Genomic DNA, 18,135 nt, shown 5'->3' with positions numbered 1-18,135 from the left:
TGGGGGTTAGAGCTTCCAGCCGACGACGAGACGTTGGACGCCAAGGACCGACCCAGGGTCGGCGGTGACCATCGCGCCGTTCAGCGAAATCCGCCGCGTCTCGTCGCGCGGCAACACGATCCGCAGAGCGTCAGCGGGCGGAGGCGTGGGCCCCGTCCAGGCAGCGTTGATCGCCAAGCGCTCGGCGCTGGCCTCGACCTCCAGCGTCCACCCCTGCGGCTCCGCCGGATCGCGCGGCGCGGCGTTGGTCTCGTCGAAACCGCTCCAGGTCATACGGCCCGCGACGGGCGGGTACAGCAACACCGCTGGCTGCGGCTTGGCCGCGGCGAAGCCAGCCGGCGCCAGATCGACGAACACGCCCGAGCCCTCCTTCGCCAGCATCGGCGGCAGGCCGCTGAGCGGCGCGGCGAGGTCGTGCTCGACCCCGCCCGCATAGGCCTTGTCGTCGCGCAGGTCGCGCCAGGTCGCGTAAACCGGCAGGTAGGCGCGCACCGTATCGACGCCCTGGTCCAGCGCCGGCGCGACCAGCACGTTCGGCCCCAGCAGATAGGCGTCGCCGTCCTCCCAAGCGCGGGGATCTTCCGGGAAGTCCAGCCACAGCGGCCGGGTGACGGGCTCGTAGTCAGCGTGGTGGCGCCACAGCAGATCATGAAGAAGGGGCTGCAAGGCCCGCCGCAACTTCATCATGCCGACGATCGCGGGCGTGACCTCCGGATACATCCAGGGCTCGTTGACGGTGCCGTCGGTGTTCCAGCTGTGGATCGAGAAGCGCGGCATCACGATCCCGGCCTGCACCCAGCGCAGCAGCAGCTCGGGCTCGGGCGCGGGGCCGGCGAACCCCCCGATGTCGTGGCCGGTGTTGGAGACGCCCGACAGCGCCATGCCCAGCCCCATCTTCTGATTGAAGCGCAGGGTCTTCCAGGCCGTGTAGTTGTCGCCCGACCAGGTCTGGGCGTAGCGCTGCATGCCGGCCATGCCGCTGCGGGTGACCACATAGGGCCGCTCGTCCGGACGATAGGCGATCTGCGCCGCGCGGCTGGCGCGCATCATCAAGAGGGTCTGGACCGGGCGCTCGGCCGCCGCCGCGCGCGGGCTTCCGAAGCCGGCGATGCGCGCCCGCTGGTCCCAGATCTCGTACTCGTTGTTGTCGTTCCAGGTGGAGCGAATGCCATAGGCCAGCAGCTGCTCGGTCACCTGGTCGCGCCACCAGGCGGCCGCGTCCGGGTTGGTGAAGTCGACATAGCTGCCGACCTCGTCCCAGAACTGACAGACGATCGGATCGCCGTCGGTGTCGCGGACGAACCACCCCTTGGCCGCCAGCTCGGCGTAGCGGGGATGGGTGACCAGCAGGGCCGGCTTGATGTTCGGAACCAGCTCGACCCCGGCCTCGGCGTAGCCGCGCACGAAGCCCTCGACGTCCGGGAACTTGTCCCGGTTCCAGTGGAAGACGTAGCGCCGGTCGCCGATCGAGGTGTAGCCGGACGACAGGTGGAAGGACTCGCACGGGATGTCGTGACGGCTGACGCCCGCGATGAACTCGCCCATCCGCTCCTGGGCGTTCGGGGCGTCGGTATAGGTCATGGTCGAGCCGGAATAGCCGACCGCCCAGCGCGGCATCAGCGCCGGTCGCCCGGTCAGCCAGGTGTAGCGCCGCGTGACCTCGCGGGCGTCCGGGCCGGCGATCATGTAGTAGTCGAGGTCGCCGCTGGCCGCCCGCATGTAGCGGTAGTGCGGATGGTAGTTGTCGTGCTCGTGGCCGAAGTCGAACACCGGGTCGGCCGTGGTGTCGTAGAACACGCCGTGCGCCGCGCCCTCGGCGTCGACAACCAGGACATAGGGGATAGACTTGTACAGCGGATCGTCGGCCGAGGCGTCGTAGCCCATCGGGTCGAGATTGGTCAGGCGGAAGCGCCGCCCGGCGCGGTCCATCGCCCCGGCCCGCTCGCCTAGGCCGTAATAGCGCTCGCCCGGCGCCCGCTTGACGTAGTGATAGACGCCTTCGTCCCACCAGCCGAAGTTATAGGCCTGGGTCGGGCGATCCTCGGCGATGACGCGCCAGCCGCTCGGCGTTGACTGGGACCAGCGGCAGAAGAAGCCGTTCAGCGTGATCTCCAGGCGCAGGCGCGCGGTGGACAGCGTCAGGACCTCGCCGCTCTCCTCCAGCGTGAAGGCCGGCGCGGAAAAGCCCGAGACGTCCAGACGGTCACGGCCTGGTTCGGCGATGTCCGCCTGTCCGGGCGCCACGGCCCAGCTGGGCGGCGAGGTCACCGCGCCTTCGGCCAGCAGCAGGACGCGGACGATGTCCTCCTCCAGCACGAAGACATGCGCCACGGCGCCGGTATCGGCGCGCAGGGTGACGCGCGGACCGTCGCGCTCGGCCAGGGCGAAAAGCGGCGGCTGGGCCAGGGTGGCTTTGCGCATGGCTCAGGCCTCCTTCACGATGAGATGGCGGCGCATGGCGAACAGCCAGATCGCGCCGATCAGGTCGAAGACGCCCAGGCAGGCGAACAGCGGGGCGAAACCGATCCTGTCGGCCAGTTGGCCGATCGCCAATGAGAACAGCAGGCCGCCGGTCCAGCCGGCCATGCCGACCAGGCCGTTGGCCTTGGCGATGTCGCCCTTGGGGAAGACGTCCGCCGACAGGGTGTTGATCAGCACCGAGATCACCTGGTGGGCGAAACCGCCGATGGCCAGGAGGGCGATCGCCGCCATCGGATGGCCGACCAGGCCGACGAAGCCCGGCGCGATCATCAGCACCGCGCCCAGGGCGACGCCGGCGATCCGCGAGCCCTCCAGGGTCATGCCCCGCCACTTCTGCAGGAACGGCGCGAGGTAGCCGCCCAGGATGCCGCCGGCGTCGGCGGCCAGGAACGGCATCCAGGCGAACAGGGCGATGTGGGTCAGGTCCATGCCTCGCTCCTTGGCGAGGTACAGCGGGATCCAGAACGAGAAGGTCTGCCAGGCCGGCTCGGCCAGGAAGCGCGGCACGGCGATGGCCCAGAAGCGGGGCGTGGCGGCGATCGCCTTCAGGGTCGTGGCGCTGGCGACCACCGGGCGCTGGCCCTGCTCGATCTCGGCGCGCTCGGCGGGAGAGACGTAGGCCGCCTTGGCGGGCGAGCGGTAGTAGCGGAACCAGACTCCGGCGAAGACCACGCCGATCAGGCCCGTGACAAAGAACGCCGCTTGCCAGCCCCAATGTTTGGCGACCAGGGCGACCAGGATCGGCGCGATCACCGCGCCCAACGAGGTGCCGGCGTTGAACCAGCCCACCGCGACCGAACGCTCGCGGTCAGGGAACCACTCGCCGATCGACTTCATGCCGGCGGGGATCGCGGCCGCTTCGGCCATGCCGAGCAGGCCGCGGAAAGCGGCCAGGGAGAACCAGCCCTTGGCCGCGCCGTGCAGCATGTTGGACACGCTCCAGGCCAGGGCGAACAAAGCAAAGCCCGCCGTCAGCCCGATCTTGTCGATCAGCAGGCCCGCGATCGGCTGCATGACGGTGTAGGCCAGCTGGAAGGCGCCGACGATGTAGCTGTACTGCTCCGTCGTGATGTGAAGGTCTTGCTTCAACTGCGGGGCCAGCACGCCCAGGGAGTTGCGCGCGATGTAGTTGATGATCGTGCCGACGATCACCAGCAGGAGGATGCGCAACCGCGCCGAGCGCCAGGTCATTGTTCGTCCTACCCTTTTTTATTCTTATTCTGGGCGACGGGCCTTTGCCGGCGCCGGTCGCTGTCACCCCGCTTCATCCATGGCCAATGCAGATTGGCCTGTCAATTTCCAAAGAGTGGTAAGACCAATTTTGGATCGCCCACACGGAAGGCTCGGCGACCCGCGGGCAGGCCGCCGTCCTTCTCGCAGGCTCGGTAAGGTCAGCGCGTGGGCAGGTTCTTTAGCTTCCCGCCGACCATCTTCTGGAAGGTTTCCAGCGGACAGAGCGTCGGCTCGCCCGCGACGCGGCACCCGGGAATTTGGATGTACGAGAACGACGGCGGATTGCTGAAGGTGAGCGGCTGGAGCTCGCGCAGCTGGTCCATGGTTTGGGCCGTATAGAACGCCCGGACGTAGCGTTCGCCGCTCGCGGCCTTCAGAAGCTCGAAGCCCATGGCGCCGCCGGGGGGCGGGTCGTTGCGCGGATAATCGGCCGCGGTGAACTCCACGCCGAGGAAGCCGCGCAAGGCGGCGATATTGGAGTCGTGACCGACCAGCATCGTCACCTTCGGCCCTTGGTCGCCGCTCAGGGCGTCGAGAATCTTCTGGGCGACCGGGGCGGCGTAGCGCTCGGCGACATACGGCGCGCCGAGTTCGTAGTGGAATTTCAAGGTATGGAACCGCAGCATCGCCTGAATATCGGCCTTGGAGGCGCGCCCCCAGCCGACCTCGCTCATCGGCTTGCCCTCAAGATATTGGAGCAGAACCGTCTGGCCGCCCGTCGAGGCGACCGACAGGGCGCCCTCCAGCTCGGGCGTGTCGTTCTTGGCGGCTTCGAGATGCGACGGCTTCTTGGCGATGTCGCAGCCGGCCTTGGTGACCGGATCGCAGCCCAACACGCGTTGCAACACGGCGAACTCAGCGGCGCGCAGCCGCGGCTCGGCCGCGAGGCCCGGCTTCTGGCGCAGGGCGGCTTGCAGGGCGATATCGCCGTCGATGCCTTCGGACGGGTGGAAGATCAGGTCGTTGTCTTCGCTGTCCGGACGATCGACCTTCACGCCGCACCCCGGCTGCAGACCCTCGACGAACAGTTCGGCGGTCTTGATCGCCCGCTGCTTGCTGCTGGCCAAGGCGATCACGTCGCCCCCGGCCGCGCAGCCGTCACGCGGCAGCAGGCCGCGGCCGCTCAGGAAAGCGCGGTAATAGACGCCCATCAGCCGCGCGCCCTCCCCTCCCCGAGGCGTCAATTCGCCATAGGGCGAGCTCCAGCCGACCCAGGGTTGAGCGGTCGTGCCCGCGGGCGTCGCCGCGGCCTTGGTCGACGGGCGGATGCCATGACGCATCATCATCGCCACGCGCTCGAGCTTCAGGCCTTCGGTCGGGCCGCCCGCCGACGCGGCTTGCGCGACGCCCGCGCTCGACAGCGCCAATAGGCTCAAAGCCGCCACGCCCGCGTTTCGAAGCCCCATCGTCCGTTCCCCAACCGCCGATATCGAACCCATGTGTCTAGGCGCCATGCGCGACATGATCGTGACAAGAGTCGAGGCCGTCGTCGTCCCCAACGGAGGCGGCCAAGGCTTGGCTGTTGTGGTTCGCTTCCGGCGGAGACAAACAAGCATCGGACACAGCAGCGGCGCGTCATGAAAGATTCTCTGACCAACCAGGCCTGGACGCTCATCGACAGCGGCAGAGCCGCCGACGCCCTGCGCCTGACGAGCCATCACGCCCAGGCGCACCACGCGCCGCCAAGCCTGTTGATGGCCCACGCCGCCGCGCTGAAGGCCGTCGGGCGAACGGACGAGGCGCTGACCTTCAACCGCCGCGCCGCCACCGTCGCGCCCGGCGATCGCTTCGCCTGGTACAACCTGGCGGCCACCTTGGGCGACCTGACCTTGCACGCCGACGCCGAGGCCGCCGCGCGCAGAACCCTCGCCTTGGGACTCGACGTTCCCGAGGTGCGGTTGGTGCTGGGCAAGGCCTTGCAAGGCTTGCACCGCTACGACGAGGCGGAACAGGCCTTCGAAGCCGCCCTCGCCGCCCGCCCCGCCGACGCCACCGCGCACCTGGAGCTGGCCCAGCTGCGCTGGATGCGCACCGGTCGGACAGACGCCGCCCTGGCGCGTCTGGATCAAACCATCGCTCGCCAACCGACCGCCGCGAACCTGCGCATGATCCGCGGCGCGGTGCTGACCTTCGCCGGCGACCACGCTGGCGCCGACGCCACGCTGGAGGACGCCTTGGCCAGGGCGCCCGACGATCTTCTGGTCAGGATCGCCGCGGCGCGGTCGGCCGGGGCCCGGGGAGACCGCGCCCGGATGCTGCGCCACGCCCAGGAAGCGCACCGACGCGCCCCGCAGGCCGGCGAGACGCGCGCCGTCCTCTGCGAGGCGCTGCTGGCCAACGGCGGGGCCGACACCGCGGCGCGGGTCGCCGAGGAGATGGTCGCGGCCGCGCCGGACGATCAGTACGCCCTGGTGCTGCGCAACACCGCCTGGCGAATTCTGGACGATCCGCGCGGCGCGCCTTTCCGAGACTACGGCGCCCTGGTGCGCACGGACCGGCTGGACACGCCCGACGGCTGGCCAAGTCTGGATGCGTTCCTGGACGCCCTGCGCGATCGGCTCCTGGAGCTGCACGACCTGACGACCCATCCGCTGCACCAATCGCTGCGGGGCGGCACCCAGGTCCCGTCGCTGGACCGCTCGCAGGATCCCTTGGTGCGCGCGTTTTTCGAGTCCGCGCGCAAGGCCGTGAGCCGTTATGTCGAGGCGCTGGGCGCGGGGCAGGATCCGATCCGTCGCCGCCGAACCCAGGACTTCGCCTTCGCGGGCGGCTGGTCGGTGCGCCTGAAATCGGCCGGATTCCATGCGGACCACGTCCACCCGCGCGGCTGGATTTCCTCGGCCTTCTATCTGGATCTGCCCGGGCGTTTCGACGACGAGACCACGCGGGCCGGATGGCTTCAGTTCGGGCGTCCCGGATGCCTGACCGAGCCGGCGCTCGAGGCCGAGCACTTCATCAGGCCGGAGCGTGGGACTCTGGCCCTGTTCCCCTCATGTCTATGGCATGGAACGCGGCCCTTCTCGGACACAGGCCATCGGCTGACGGTCGCCTTCGACGTGATCCCCCGCTGAGGCCTCTCCAGTCGCCCTGAGCAACAGCAAAAGCAAAGCCCGCCCCGAATGAACGAGGCGGGCTTCCTATCGAGCCAGTCGCGAGCAACCTCCCCGTCGCCGAAGGCGATGGGGAGGCGCTCAAGTCTCGATCAGTAGCGCAGGCGGGCGTTCAGGAAGAACGTCCGGCCCAGCACGTCGTAGGTCGCGGGGTAACCGCTGTTCGACGGCGAGGCGTTGCCGCCCAGGATCGGATAGGCTTCCTGGGTCAGGTTACGAACACCGGCCGTGAAGGCCAGGCTGTCGGTGACATTCCAGTCGCCCGACAGGTCGATGTAGTTCTTCGCGCCGATGCGCTCGACGGTGTAGGTGCTGGCGGGGTTGTCATCCAGCACGTCGTCCAGGTGGTTCCAGACCAGGTTCACGCCGAACTGGTTCATGGTCCAGTTCACCGTGCTGCGCAGCTTGTGGCGCGGGGTCGGGTTGCCGCAGCGCGTGCCGAACTTGTCGGCGCACTTGATCGGAGCCGAGATTTCGTCCGGCGTATTCGTCCACTCCCACGTGTTGGTGTAGAGCGAACGGAACGCGAGCGAACCCCAGTCCGGCAGGCCAAGCTTTTCAAGCGTGGTGCGATAGGTGACGCTGATGTCCAGGCCCGAGGTCTTGATCGAGGCCACGTTCTGCGCGGTCAGCGAGATGTAGTCGATCGAACCATTGGGCAGGCGCCGGATGGCTTGGCAGTACGGCGAGTTCGGGTTGCCGTTGACCAGCGAGCCGTAGCAGACGTTCATCACGTTCGAGGCGCTGCCGCCGAAGCTGGCGATCGCATCGGTGATCTTGATGTCGAAGTAGTCGGCGGTCAGCGAGAAGCCCGACAGCCACGAGGGCTGGTAGGTGAAGCCGGCCGTGAACGTCTTGCCCGCTTCCGGACGCAGGTTCGGGTTGCCGCCCGACAGGGTCTGGGTCTGCTGGTTGGCGTTGATCAGACCGACGACGCTCGCCGCAACGCCCGAATTGATACAGGCCTGACGGATGGCGGCGGTCGGGGCGCCACGCGACGAGCAGGGGTCGGTGGCGGTCGGGAAGCCGTTCGATTGCGGCGCGTACAGATCGCCGATCGACGGAGCGCGGATCGCCTTGTTGTACGAAGCGCGCAGCATCAGGTCGTCATAGACCTTCCACGAACCGGCGACCTTGTAGGTCTTCGCCGGGTGCGGCTGGCCGGTGTAGTCCGACGTACGGCCGGCCAGTTCCAGGTCCAGAGACTTGACGAACGGCAGGTCCTTCAGGATCGGAACCAGCAGTTCGCCGTAGGCTTCATAGACGTCGAAACGGCCCTTGACGGGCGGGCTGGCGTTGAAGCCGGTGACGTTGCCCGCCGCCAGGTCCTGGCTGGGGCTGTAGTCGAACTCTTCAGCGCGGTATTCGCCGCCGATGGCGAAGCCGATCGGGCCGGCCGGCAGCGAGAAGAGTTTCTCCGTGTCGCCGTTGATGGTGAAGCCGCCGTACTGTTGCTCGTAGTCCTGGGCCGCGGTGATGCGGGTCTTGATGAACTCGGCGGCGGCCTTCGAAATATTGCCTTGGCCGAATAGGTTGATCGGCACGCAGCCGTTCGACGGGTCGGCGCAGCCGGTGCCGGCGGCGTTCAGCAGCAGGGCCTGCTGGATGCGGGCCAGGCTGGTGTCGCCCAGCAGCGTGTTGGTGCCGTGGGTGTTGCCGTACTGGTAGTAAACGTCGAAGCCGCCGTTGATCGCGTCGATGTCGCCCTTCAGGCCCAGTTGCATCTGGTAGCCGTAGAAGTTGAACTTCGAGATGCGCGGACCGACTTCCGTCAGGCGGCGGTTGAAGCTGCCGGTGACGGTGTCGTACAGGCCATCGCCATCCGTATCGACGTCGGTGAACGTGCCCGCGGTCCAGGAGCTCGACGCCGGGATCGTGTAAGCCGTCGATGACCCGAGGCTGTTCAGCGCGGTCTTGGCGGCCGCCGTCAGGAACGGGTTGTTGTCCAGCGTGAACCGGAAGGTGCGGCTGCCGATGGGCGTCGGGGCCAGCTGGGTGGTCACCTGGCTGTTGACGAAGTTGCCCTTGGCGTAGGCGCGCAGGCCCGGCTTGATTTCATAGTTCGCCAGCGACGTGACCGAGAAGCGCTCTTGCGGCGTCTGGACGTAGTTGACCGGGGCGAAGTTGTAGGTGTCGGTGGCGCTGCTGTAGAGGCGCACATTGCCATCGGTCAGGAACAGGGCCGAGTTGGCGGCGCTGTTGGTGACGCCCGGCAGGGTGATGAACTTGCCCGACACGAAGGGATCGACGCGGCCCGGCTCGTTGGAGCCCGAACCCGAGGGGACAAAGCCGGTCTTGGTGGCGTTGTCGCCCCAGGCCGTGTTCAGCATGCCGCCACGCTGGCCTTGGGTCAGCGCTTCGCGCTTGTTGTAGCCCAGGCTCAGAACGACATTGCCCCTACGATCGGCGAAGTTGGCGCCCATCGTCAGGTCGGCCGAATAGATCGGCGCTTCGCCATTGTCGGTCTTCGAATAGCCGGTCGAGAATTCCAGGCCTTCGAAGTCGGTCTTCAGCGTGAAGTTGACGACGCCCGAGATCGCGTCCGAACCGTAGACGGCCGAGCCGCCGCCGGACACGACGTCGATGCGCTTGATCAGCGCCGGCGGGATCAGGTTCAGGTCGACGGTGCCGGTCTGGGTGGTCGGGGTCTGGCGCTTGCCGTCGACCAGCACCAGGGTGCGGTTCGAGCCCAGGCCGCGCAGGTTGACGGTGGCGGTGCCGTTGCTGCCGTTGTTGACGGTCGAGGTGATGCCCGGGACCGCTTGCGGCAGGGTGTTCAGCAGGTTTTCGGTGTTGACGACGCCCGACTGCTTCAGTTCAGCCGCGCCAACTTGGGCGATCGGGCTCGAGGACGTCAGATCGGGACGCGCGATGCGCGAACCGGTGACGACGATTTCCTCAACCTGAGCCGGCTCTTCCGTCGACGTCTGTTGCGCCCAGGCGCCAACGGCCGGCAGCACGACGCCGCAAAGGATCGAAGACGCCAGCAGGCTCTTTCGACGGCTAACAATACCTAGCAATTCCACCTCCAAAAACTTGCGCGGCCATCGCGGATCAATGGCGAGCGCTCCCCCCCGACCCTCCAGGAACCGGGCATTGGGGGCATGGAGGCGGTGTCCGCCGCGTCGGGTCAACCGCGACCCGCGCCCTTGAAGCAAGAAATCTACGCCAGTGTCTCAAATGCGACACATTATCGCGCGCAGCGCGACTTTGCGGCTATAAAAACCCATCAATTTCAGCAAGATGGACACAACGATTCCATTACAAAATCGAAACATTACACAAAGTTCATGCTAGAATTTATTGATATTCATCAAAACTCTTCCCAGTAAAGCGATGTCTTTGATATCGATTTTCGGGCAATTAACACTCTGATAGGGCAACCGGAAAGCGACACAATTCCATCAAGAACGCCGTTGCGCGATCAGCGGTATCGGTACCAGGGCGTCGCAATACAATGCAAAGCCTAAAGATTAGGCCGAGGTTGTTTTAAGCGCCCATATTTAAGGCTGAAAAGCACACCGAGCGGTTGCGCTAGAAGAAGAAGCATCGCTTGAATATAGCGTCGGCAGATTGATGCCGTCCTTGCGTCGCGTGTCCGAGTTCGAATGGCCCTGCATCCACCCCTGAGAATCAATTCCGATCTGCCGATCGACACGTTCGCCGCGCGGTTCGCGCAGGAGGGTTACGTCCAGATTCCGGTGTTCCTCGCGCCGGATGACGCCGAGGCCGTGGCGGGACTGCTGGAGCCGCTCACCTGGAACATCGTCGCGCCGGACGAGACGGGCGAGACCCTGGTGATCAGCCCCGACGTCATCAAGAAATTCGGCGAGGCCCAGGTTCGCCAGTTCCTGCAAGGCGCCATCCGACGCGCCGGCAAAACATTCTCCTTCGTGCACATGTCGTACGCGCTGCAGGACGAATATCCTCGCGGCCCAGAAGCGCCGATCCATCGCGCGACCGAGCTCCTGGAGAGCCGCGAATTCCTGGATTTGGGCGGTCGCGTGATCGGCGCACGGGAAGTGACCGGCGTTCGGGTCCAAGCATCCTACTATCGTCCCGGCGACTTCCTGACCGTGCATGACGACAGCCACCGCAAGGACCATCGCCTGGCCGCCTTCACCCTGGGCTTCACGCGACGCTGGCGGCCGGACTGGGGCGGTCAGCTGCTGTTCCACGACGCCGAAGGAAACGTCACCCGCGGTCTTGCGCCCGGCTTCAATGTGCTGACCTTGTTCAAGGTGCCGACCGCCCACTCGGTGGCGCAGGTCGCCAGCTACGCCGAGGCCAAGCGACTGTCGCTGACGGGCTGGCTCTTGGGCGGCAAGGAGGTCGGCTGATGGGAAACACGATCATGACCCGCCCCGTCCTCCTGAGCGCACTCGCCCTAGCCCTGACGGCAAACAGCGCCCTGGCTCAGACGGCGCCCGAGCCCGACGTGATCAAGGCGCTGAAGGCCTGTAGCGCGATCAAGGCCGATGGCGAGCGGCTGACCTGCTACGATAAGGCCGCCCAGTCGGTCACCAAGGCGCAAGAGACGGGCGACGTCATCATCATCGACAAGAGGTCGGCCCGCGCCGCGCGGCGCCAGGCGTTCGGGCTGAATCTCCCGACCTTGTCGATCCTGGATCGCGGCGCCGACAAGGCCGAAACCGAAACGCTGCAGGCCGTGATCAAGACGGCTCGCCTGGACGCCGAGGGACGCCTCGTCATGACCCTGGAAGACGGCGCGGTCTGGCGTCAGATCGACGACCAGAGCCTTGGCAAGCCGCCCAAGCCTGGCGCGACCGTCGAGATCCGCAAGGCCGCCATGGGAAGCTATATGATGAAGATCGGCTCGCAGCCGGCCATGCGCGTGCGTCGCAGCGAAGCCGCCGCGGCGCGCTGACAGCCTGCCCGACCAAGAACAGGTCAGACAGCGTCGATCGGCAGCTTCAGATAGCGGACGCCATTCGCCTCCGGCTCGGGAAGTCGGCCGGCGCGGATATTCACCTGCACGGACGGCAGGATCAGGCGGGGCATGGGCAAGGTCGCGTCGCGAGCGCGTCGCTTGCCCACGAACTCGCCTTCGCTGACGCCGTCGTGGAGATGGATATTGTGGGCGCGCTGCTCGGCGACGGTGGTTTCCCAGCGAAACTCCTCGCGCGTCGGCGGCAGGTAGTCGTGGCAAAGAAACATCCGCGTCTGGGGCGGCAAGGCGAGCAAACGGCGAACCGAGGCGTACAGGGTCGCCGCGTCGCCGCCCGGAAAGTCGCAACGGGCCGAGCCGTAGTCGGGCATGAACAGGGTGTCGCCCACGAAGACGGCGTCGCCGATGACGTAGCTGACGCAGGCCGGCGTATGCCCCGGCGTATGCAGCACGACGGCCTCCATGTCGCCGATCTCGAACCGCTCGCCGTCTTCGAACAGCTTATCGAACTGGCGTCCGTTGGCTTCGAAATCCGCCCCGAGGCCGAACAGCCCGCCGAACACGCGCTGCACGGCGACGATGTGAGCGCCGATCGCGATCTTCCCGCCGAGCTTGGCTTGAAGATACGGCGCGGCGGACAGATGGTCCGCGTGCGCGTGGGTCTCGAGGATCCAAGCCACACGCAAGCGCCTGCTCTGGACGTAGTCGATGATCTTGTCGGCGCTGGCGCGGCTGGTCCGCCCCGACGCCGGGTCGAAATCCAGTACGCTGTCGATGATCGCGCAAGCGTCGGACCCCGGGTCCTTCACGACGTAGGATACGGTGAACGTGGCGGGATCGAAGAAGGCTCGCACCTCGGGCTTCACCGCGCCGTCGACAAGCGCGGCGGCGGTCTCGAGGGCGGCGTCCTGAAGCGGCATGATCGAATTCCTGGTTGAAAACCGGTTTTCATATATATATTCGAATGTTCGAATATATCAACGACCTGTGAGGCGATTGTGGACCCGCAAACGATCGTGACCGCGCTGGCGAGCGGCGTCCTTGTCGGGGCGCTTCTGGGGGTGTTCGGCGGCGGAGGTTCGGTGCTGGCCACGCCCCTGCTGCTGTACGTCGTCGGCGTCCGCGATCCGCATGTCGCGATCGGCACGTCCGCGGCCGCCGTGGCGGTGAACGCGGCGGCGAACCTGATGGGTCATTGGCGCGGCGGACGCGTGAAGTGGCCATGCGCCAGCGTCTTCGCGGCGGCGGGCCTGTTGGGCTCCTTCCTGGGATCCAGCGTCGCCAAGATGGTCGAGGGGCAGCGGCTGCTGCTGTTCTTCGCCTTCGCCATGGCCGCCATCGCGCTTTCGATGATGCGCAGACCGCGCTCCGAGGGCGATCCCGACGTCCACATCACCTGGCCGCTGGTCCGGCGACTGGCGCCGCTGGGCGTGCTGACAGGCGCGGCCGCCGGCTTCTTCGGCATCGGAGGCGGCTTCCTGATCGTGCCGGGACTGATGGCGGCGACCGGCATGACCCTCGCCAACGCCGCGGCCTCGTCGCTGGTCTCGGTGGCCCTGTTCGGCGCGGCCACCTCGCTCAACTACGCGCTGTCGGGCTGGGTCGACTGGAGGATCGCCGGCGTGTTCATCCTGGGCGGCGCGGTCGGCGGGATGTTCGGCGTGAAGGGCGCGGCCATGCTGGCCGGCCGGGCGCTGTTGGCGCGCCGGCTTTTCGCGTCCCTGGTGCTGGCGGTCGCCGCCTACGTGGCTTGGCGCGCTGTCGCGGCGCTGTAGTGGTCAGCCGGCCGTGCGGTAGATGTCCGACAGCGTACCCAACACCCGCGCGGCGTTGGGGTCGCTGAGACTGTAGTAGATCGTCTGCGCCACCCGCCGGGTGGAAACCAGGCCCTCGGCGCGCATCTTGGCCAGATGCTGCGAGGTCGCCGATTGGGCCAGGCCCGCGTGGTCCGACAGCTCCCCGACCGAGGCCTCGCCGTCCGCCAGGCGGCACAGCAGAAGCAGCCGTTGCTCGCTGGCCAGCAGCTTCAGCAGCCGCGCGGCGTCGCTGGCGCAGGCGCGCAGGTCGGCGACGTCGGACGGCGAATGGCAGGAAACGGCGGGAGCGGTCATTGGAGCCAATGTAGAAACGTGGGTTTCAGGATCAAGCGGTCTTGGCCTTCACGGGGGCGTCCGCATCGCGCACCACTACATAGATCGCCGGAATGACCAGGACCGTCAGGACGGTGGACGAGGCCAGGCCAAACAGAAGCGAGATGGCCAGGCCTTGGAAGATCGGGTCGGTCAGGATCACCGCCGCGCCGATCATCGCCGCCAGGGCGGTCAGCAGGATCGGCTTGAAGCGGATCGCGCCCGCCGTCAGCAGCACCTCGCGCAGCGGCTTTCCGTCCTCGGCGCTGTGGCGGATGAAATCCACCAGCAGGATCGAGTTGCGGACGATGATCCCGGCCAGGGCGATGAAGCCGATCATCGAGGTCGCGGTGAACGGCGCCCGGAACAGGATGTGGCCCAACACGATGCCGACCAGGGTCAGCGGGATGGGTGTCAGGATCACCAGCGGCAGGCGGAAGCTTTTGAACTGCGCGACCACCAGCACGTAGATGCCCAGGATCGCCACGCCGAACGCCGCGCCCATGTCGCGGAAGGTCACCCAGGTGATCTCCCATTCGCCGTCCCACAGCACGGTCGGACGGCTCTCGTCGGCGGGCTGGCCGTGCATGCGGATGTCGGGCTTGGGCGTGGCGCCCCAGTCCATGTCGCGCAGGCGCTTGTCGACGTCCATCATGCCGTAGATCGGGGCCTCGTAGGCGCCGGCCAGCTCGGCCATGACCATGTCGACGTCGCGACCGTCGCGACGGAACACGTGGGTCGAGCCCGCCTCGCGCTTGGCCTCGACGACTTCCGACAGTTCGACCAGGCGGCCGTTGGCCGCCCGCGCCACCGGCGTCGAGCCCAGGGTCTCGCCCCAGGTGCGGGCGCTTTGCGGCAGGCGGACCGAGATTTCCAGCGGATCGCGACCTTCGCCGCGATGGGCGTAGCCGACGACCTGCCCGCCGAACGCCGCGCCGATGGAGTCGAGCACGTCGCGGTCGGCGACGCCCAGCGCCTCGAGCCGCGAGCGGTCGGGAACCAGGCGCAGGGTGGGACGCGGAGAGCCCCAACTGTCGTCGATGTCGACGATGTAGGGCACGGCGTGGAAGGTGGCCTTGACGCGCTCGGCGACCGCGCGGCGGGTGGCGGCGTCCGGGCCGTAGATCTCGGCCAGCAGGGTCGCCATGACCGGCGGTCCGGGCGGCGCCTCGACCACCTTGATGGCCGCGCCGGCCGGCAGAGCGACGCGCGCCAGGCGCTCGCGCAGGTCCAGGGCCACGGCGTGGCTCGAGCGCTTGCGCTCGTCCTTCGGCGCCAGGGCGACGGAGAGGTCGCCCTGCTCGGGACGGGCGCGCAGATAGTAATGGCGAACCAGGCCGTTGAAGTTAAATGGCGAGGCGGTCCCCGCATAGGAGTCGATCGCGACTGTCTCGGGCAGGGTTCCGGCGATGGCGGCCGCCTGAGCCAGGGTGCGCTGAGTGATCTCCAGCGACGTGCCTTCCGGCATGTCCAGGACCACCTGCAGCTCGGACTTGTTGTCGAAGGGCAGCAGCTTCACCGTCACCGTCTTGGTGGCGAACATCGCGCAGGCCAGCAGGGTGGCGACACCGACCCCGCCCAGGAACATCCAGGCCGAGCGCCGGTCCCGGATCACCCGGCCGGCGACCCGGCGATAGAGCGCGCCCAGCTTGCCTTCGTCATCATGGCCGTGGCCGCTCGGCGCGCCTTCCAACGCCTTGCGGGCGAAGCGGACCATCAGCCACGGCGCGATGACCACCGCCACGAAGAACGAGAAGACCATGGCCGCAGAGGCGTTGACCGGGATCGGGGCCATGTACGGGCCCATCAGCCCCGAGACGAACAGCATCGGCAGCAGGGCGGAAACGACCGTCAGCGTAGCCACGACCGTGGGATTGCCGACCTCGGCCACTGCCTCGACCGCCGCCTCGATCCGGCCGCGTCCGTCGTTCATCGCCCAGTGGCGAGCGATGTTCTCGATCATGACGATGGCGTCGTCGACCAGGATGCCGATCGAGAAGATCAGGGCGAACAGGCTGACGCGATTGATCGTGTAGCCCATCAGGTTCGAGGCGAAGAGCGTCAGCAGGATGGTGCTCGGAATGACCACCGCCGTGACGCCCGCCTCTCGCCAGCCGATCGCCAGGCCGATCAGCACGACGATCGAGACCGTCGCCAGGCCCAGGTGGAACAGCAGCTCGTTGGCCTTTTCGTTGGCGGTCGCGCCGTAGTCGCGGGTGATGTCGACGTTCAGCGTCGCGGGCAGCAGCGAGCCCTTCAGCGCCTCGACGCGATCGAGCACGGCCTTGGAGACGACCACGGCGTTGGCGCCCTTGCGCTTGGCGATGGCCAGGCTGACCGCCGGAGCCTCGCTCCAGCCGTTCTCGAAACGCGCGTAGCGGCGGACCTGGGTCTGGTCCTCGCGCGGCCCTTCGGCGACGTCGGCGACGTCGCGAACATAGACGGCCTCGCCCTTGGACGACGGCAGGGCCAGCAAACCGATCTCCGCCGCGCTCTTCAGGTCGCGCCCGGCGGTGACAGCCACCGCCTCGCCGCCGTTGCGCGCATCGCCGGCCGGGAAGGCGCGGGTCGCCTGCCGGATGGTGTCCATCAGCGCGCCCATCGACACGCCGCGCAAAGCCAGGCGCGCGGGATCGGGCGTGACGCGGATCTCGCGAGGGCGGCCGCCGACTATGAAGGTCAGCCCCACGTCGTCGACCTTGGCGACCTCGGTCTTCAGCTTGCCGGCGACCTCGCGCAGGCTTTCGTCGGTCCAGCGGCTTTCGTAGCCCGGCTTGGGCGACAGGGTCAGGACCAGGCTTGGCACGTCATTGATGCCGCGGGTCTGGATCAGCGGCTCGGGGACGCCAGCGGGAATCCGGTCGTAGTTGGCGCGAACCTTCTCGTGGATGCGCACGGCCGCCGCGTCGGGATCGACACCGACCTTGAAGCGGGCCGTGACCATCACCTGATGGTCGTCGGCGAAGGTGTAAACATGCTCGACGTCGTTGACGCTCTTGACGATGGCTTCCAGCGGCTTGCCGACCAGCTCGACGGCGTCGGGCGCGGACAGGCCTGGGGCCGCGACCATGATGTCGACCATGGGCACGCTGATCTGGGGCTCCTCCTCGCGGGGGATCGAGAACAGCGCCAGCAGGCCGACAGCGATCGCGGCCAGCAGGATCAGGGGCGTCAGCGGCGATCGGATCGTCGCCTTCGTCAGGCGGCCGGAGAGCCCGAGGTTCATCGCCCCGCCTCCGCCGGCGTCAGGACATCTCCGATCCGAAGGCCGGACAGGACTTCGACCATGCCGGGATCAGCGGCGGCCGAGGTCTGGATGGGGCTGTCGGCGACCGCGCCGTCCTTGCCGACCAGGCGGACATAGTCGACGCCAAAGCGGGTGACCACGTAGCGACGCGGGATCACGATCGCCTGGCGCTGGCCGACCGAAACGAAGGCCCGAACCTTTCGCCCGATCAGCGCCTGGGGAAGATCGGCGGCGGTGACGTCCGCGACGATCTGGCCGCCCGTCACGGCGGGATAGACTTGGCTGATCTGCCCGGACGCGACCGCGCCGCCCAGATCCTCGGCGGCGAAGCGGACCTTACCGCCAACCTTCAGCGCCGAAGCCTCGCCTTCGGGAAGGGTTATGCGCACGACCAGCGGCCCGGCGGTGATCGTGGCGATCGACTGTCCGGGCATAACCACCGAGCCGACGGGGATGTCGGCCGTCAGCACGCGTCCGGCCGCGGGGGCCAGCACCGCGCCCTGGACGCCGAGTTCGGCGCTGGCCCGCGCCTGGGCGCGCGCGGCGGCGAGCCCGGCGCTGGCGGCCTTGGCCGCCGCCTGCACCTGATCCAGACGGGCCTTGGCGTAGACTCCGTGATCGTAAAGGTCCTGGGTGCGGGCGAGATCGGCCTGGGCCTGGGCGGCCTGGGCGGCTGCGGCGGCGACCTGGGCGTCGTAAGCGCCGGTTTGCAGGCCGATCCGCTCGTCGTGGACAATCGCGATCGTCTGCCCCTGGCGCACGATGTCGCCTTCCTTCACCAGCAGGCGCGAGATCGTTCCCGGGATGCGGGCGCGAGCCTCGGCCATGTCCCGCGTGGTCAGGGTGGCGGGGACCGGTTTGAGATCATCGACGACCGACGCGCGGACCGTCAGACGATCGGCGGCGGGCGTCATGACCACGGCGGGCTTGGTCGAGGCTTCGTCCTTGCCGCATGCGCCAAGCAGCGCGGCCAGTCCAAAAGCGCCGATCAGAAGAGGCTTTGCGGTCATCGTCGTCCCCCCAAGG

The 18,135-nt window shown here is 67.7% G+C and carries 12 protein-coding genes; 4 read left to right on the top strand and 8 right to left on the bottom strand.

Annotated features, from left to right (window positions below):
* Positions 1-6: 6 nt before the first annotated feature.
* From Q0379_RS18865 to Q0379_RS18855, 3 genes are all read right to left on the bottom strand, one after another.
* A complete protein-coding gene (locus Q0379_RS18865) occupies positions 7-2,421 on the bottom strand; it encodes a TIM-barrel domain-containing protein (protein WP_299015208.1) in 2,415 nt (804 codons plus the stop codon).
* Between the two features lie 3 nt (positions 2,422-2,424).
* Entirely contained in the window at positions 2,425-3,672 is a 1,248-nt protein-coding gene (locus Q0379_RS18860) for an MFS transporter (RefSeq protein ID WP_299015206.1), read from the bottom strand.
* Between the two features lie 200 nt (positions 3,673-3,872).
* Complete coding sequence (locus Q0379_RS18855) at positions 3,873-5,120, bottom strand: histidine-type phosphatase (protein WP_299015203.1); 1,248 nt, start codon at positions 5,118-5,120, stop codon at positions 3,873-3,875.
* 171 nt (positions 5,121-5,291) lie between these two features.
* Here Q0379_RS18855 and Q0379_RS18850 point away from each other — a divergent pair, with 171 nt between their 5' ends.
* Complete coding sequence (locus Q0379_RS18850) at positions 5,292-6,785, top strand: putative 2OG-Fe(II) oxygenase (RefSeq protein ID WP_299015201.1); 1,494 nt, start codon at positions 5,292-5,294, stop codon at positions 6,783-6,785.
* 131 nt (positions 6,786-6,916) lie between these two features.
* Here the strand turns inward: Q0379_RS18850 and Q0379_RS18845 are convergent, their stop codons facing one another.
* The gene (locus Q0379_RS18845; protein WP_299015198.1) at positions 6,917-9,844 is read right to left on the bottom strand and encodes a TonB-dependent receptor; all 2,928 of its coding nucleotides are present in this window, start codon (positions 9,842-9,844) and stop codon (positions 6,917-6,919) included.
* Positions 9,845-10,432: 588 nt separating this feature from the next.
* Here Q0379_RS18845 and Q0379_RS18840 point away from each other — a divergent pair.
* Together Q0379_RS18840 and Q0379_RS18835 are read left to right on the top strand one after the other, a co-directional pair.
* Positions 10,433-11,164: a 2OG-Fe(II) oxygenase family protein gene (locus Q0379_RS18840; protein WP_299015195.1), complete on the top strand. Its 732-nt coding sequence runs from the start codon at positions 10,433-10,435 to the stop codon at positions 11,162-11,164.
* Positions 11,164-11,712 (top strand): hypothetical protein, encoded by a 549-nt coding sequence (locus Q0379_RS18835; RefSeq protein ID WP_299015192.1) that lies wholly within the window; start codon positions 11,164-11,166, stop codon positions 11,710-11,712. Before Q0379_RS18840 ends, Q0379_RS18835 begins: the two co-directional genes overlap by 1 nt.
* 23 nt (positions 11,713-11,735) lie before the next feature.
* Here Q0379_RS18835 and Q0379_RS18830 read toward each other — a convergent pair whose 3' ends face one another.
* Positions 11,736-12,653, bottom strand: coding sequence for an MBL fold metallo-hydrolase (locus Q0379_RS18830; RefSeq protein ID WP_299015190.1), 918 nt, complete (start codon positions 12,651-12,653; stop codon positions 11,736-11,738).
* A gap of 78 nt (positions 12,654-12,731) precedes the next feature.
* Here Q0379_RS18830 and Q0379_RS18825 point away from each other — a divergent pair, with 78 nt between their 5' ends.
* Complete coding sequence (locus tag Q0379_RS18825) at positions 12,732-13,508, top strand: sulfite exporter TauE/SafE family protein (RefSeq protein WP_299015187.1); 777 nt, start codon at positions 12,732-12,734, stop codon at positions 13,506-13,508.
* 3 nt (positions 13,509-13,511) lie between these two features.
* Here Q0379_RS18825 and Q0379_RS18820 read toward each other — a convergent pair whose 3' ends face one another.
* From Q0379_RS18820 to Q0379_RS18810, 3 genes are read right to left on the bottom strand one after another with little or no spacing between them, the layout of a single operon-like run.
* A complete protein-coding gene (locus tag Q0379_RS18820; RefSeq protein ID WP_299015184.1) occupies positions 13,512-13,844 on the bottom strand; it encodes a metalloregulator ArsR/SmtB family transcription factor in 333 nt (110 codons plus the stop codon).
* A gap of 31 nt (positions 13,845-13,875) precedes the next feature.
* Complete coding sequence (locus Q0379_RS18815) at positions 13,876-17,088, bottom strand: efflux RND transporter permease subunit (protein WP_299015181.1); 3,213 nt, start codon at positions 17,086-17,088, stop codon at positions 13,876-13,878.
* Positions 17,085-18,119 carry an efflux RND transporter periplasmic adaptor subunit gene (locus Q0379_RS18810; protein ID WP_299015178.1) on the bottom strand — a complete coding sequence of 345 codons (1,035 nt, stop codon included), beginning with the start codon at positions 18,117-18,119 and terminating at the stop codon, positions 17,085-17,087. Before Q0379_RS18810 ends, Q0379_RS18815 begins: the two co-directional genes overlap by 4 nt.
* Between the last annotated feature and the right edge of the window lie 16 nt (positions 18,120-18,135).

The sequence above is a fragment of the uncultured Caulobacter sp. genome, from assembly GCF_937900395.1.
Taxonomy (GTDB): domain Bacteria; phylum Pseudomonadota; class Alphaproteobacteria; order Caulobacterales; family Caulobacteraceae; genus Caulobacter.
Note: the sequence above shows the minus strand (reverse complement) of the source record. Positions and strands in the feature narration are given on the sequence as shown.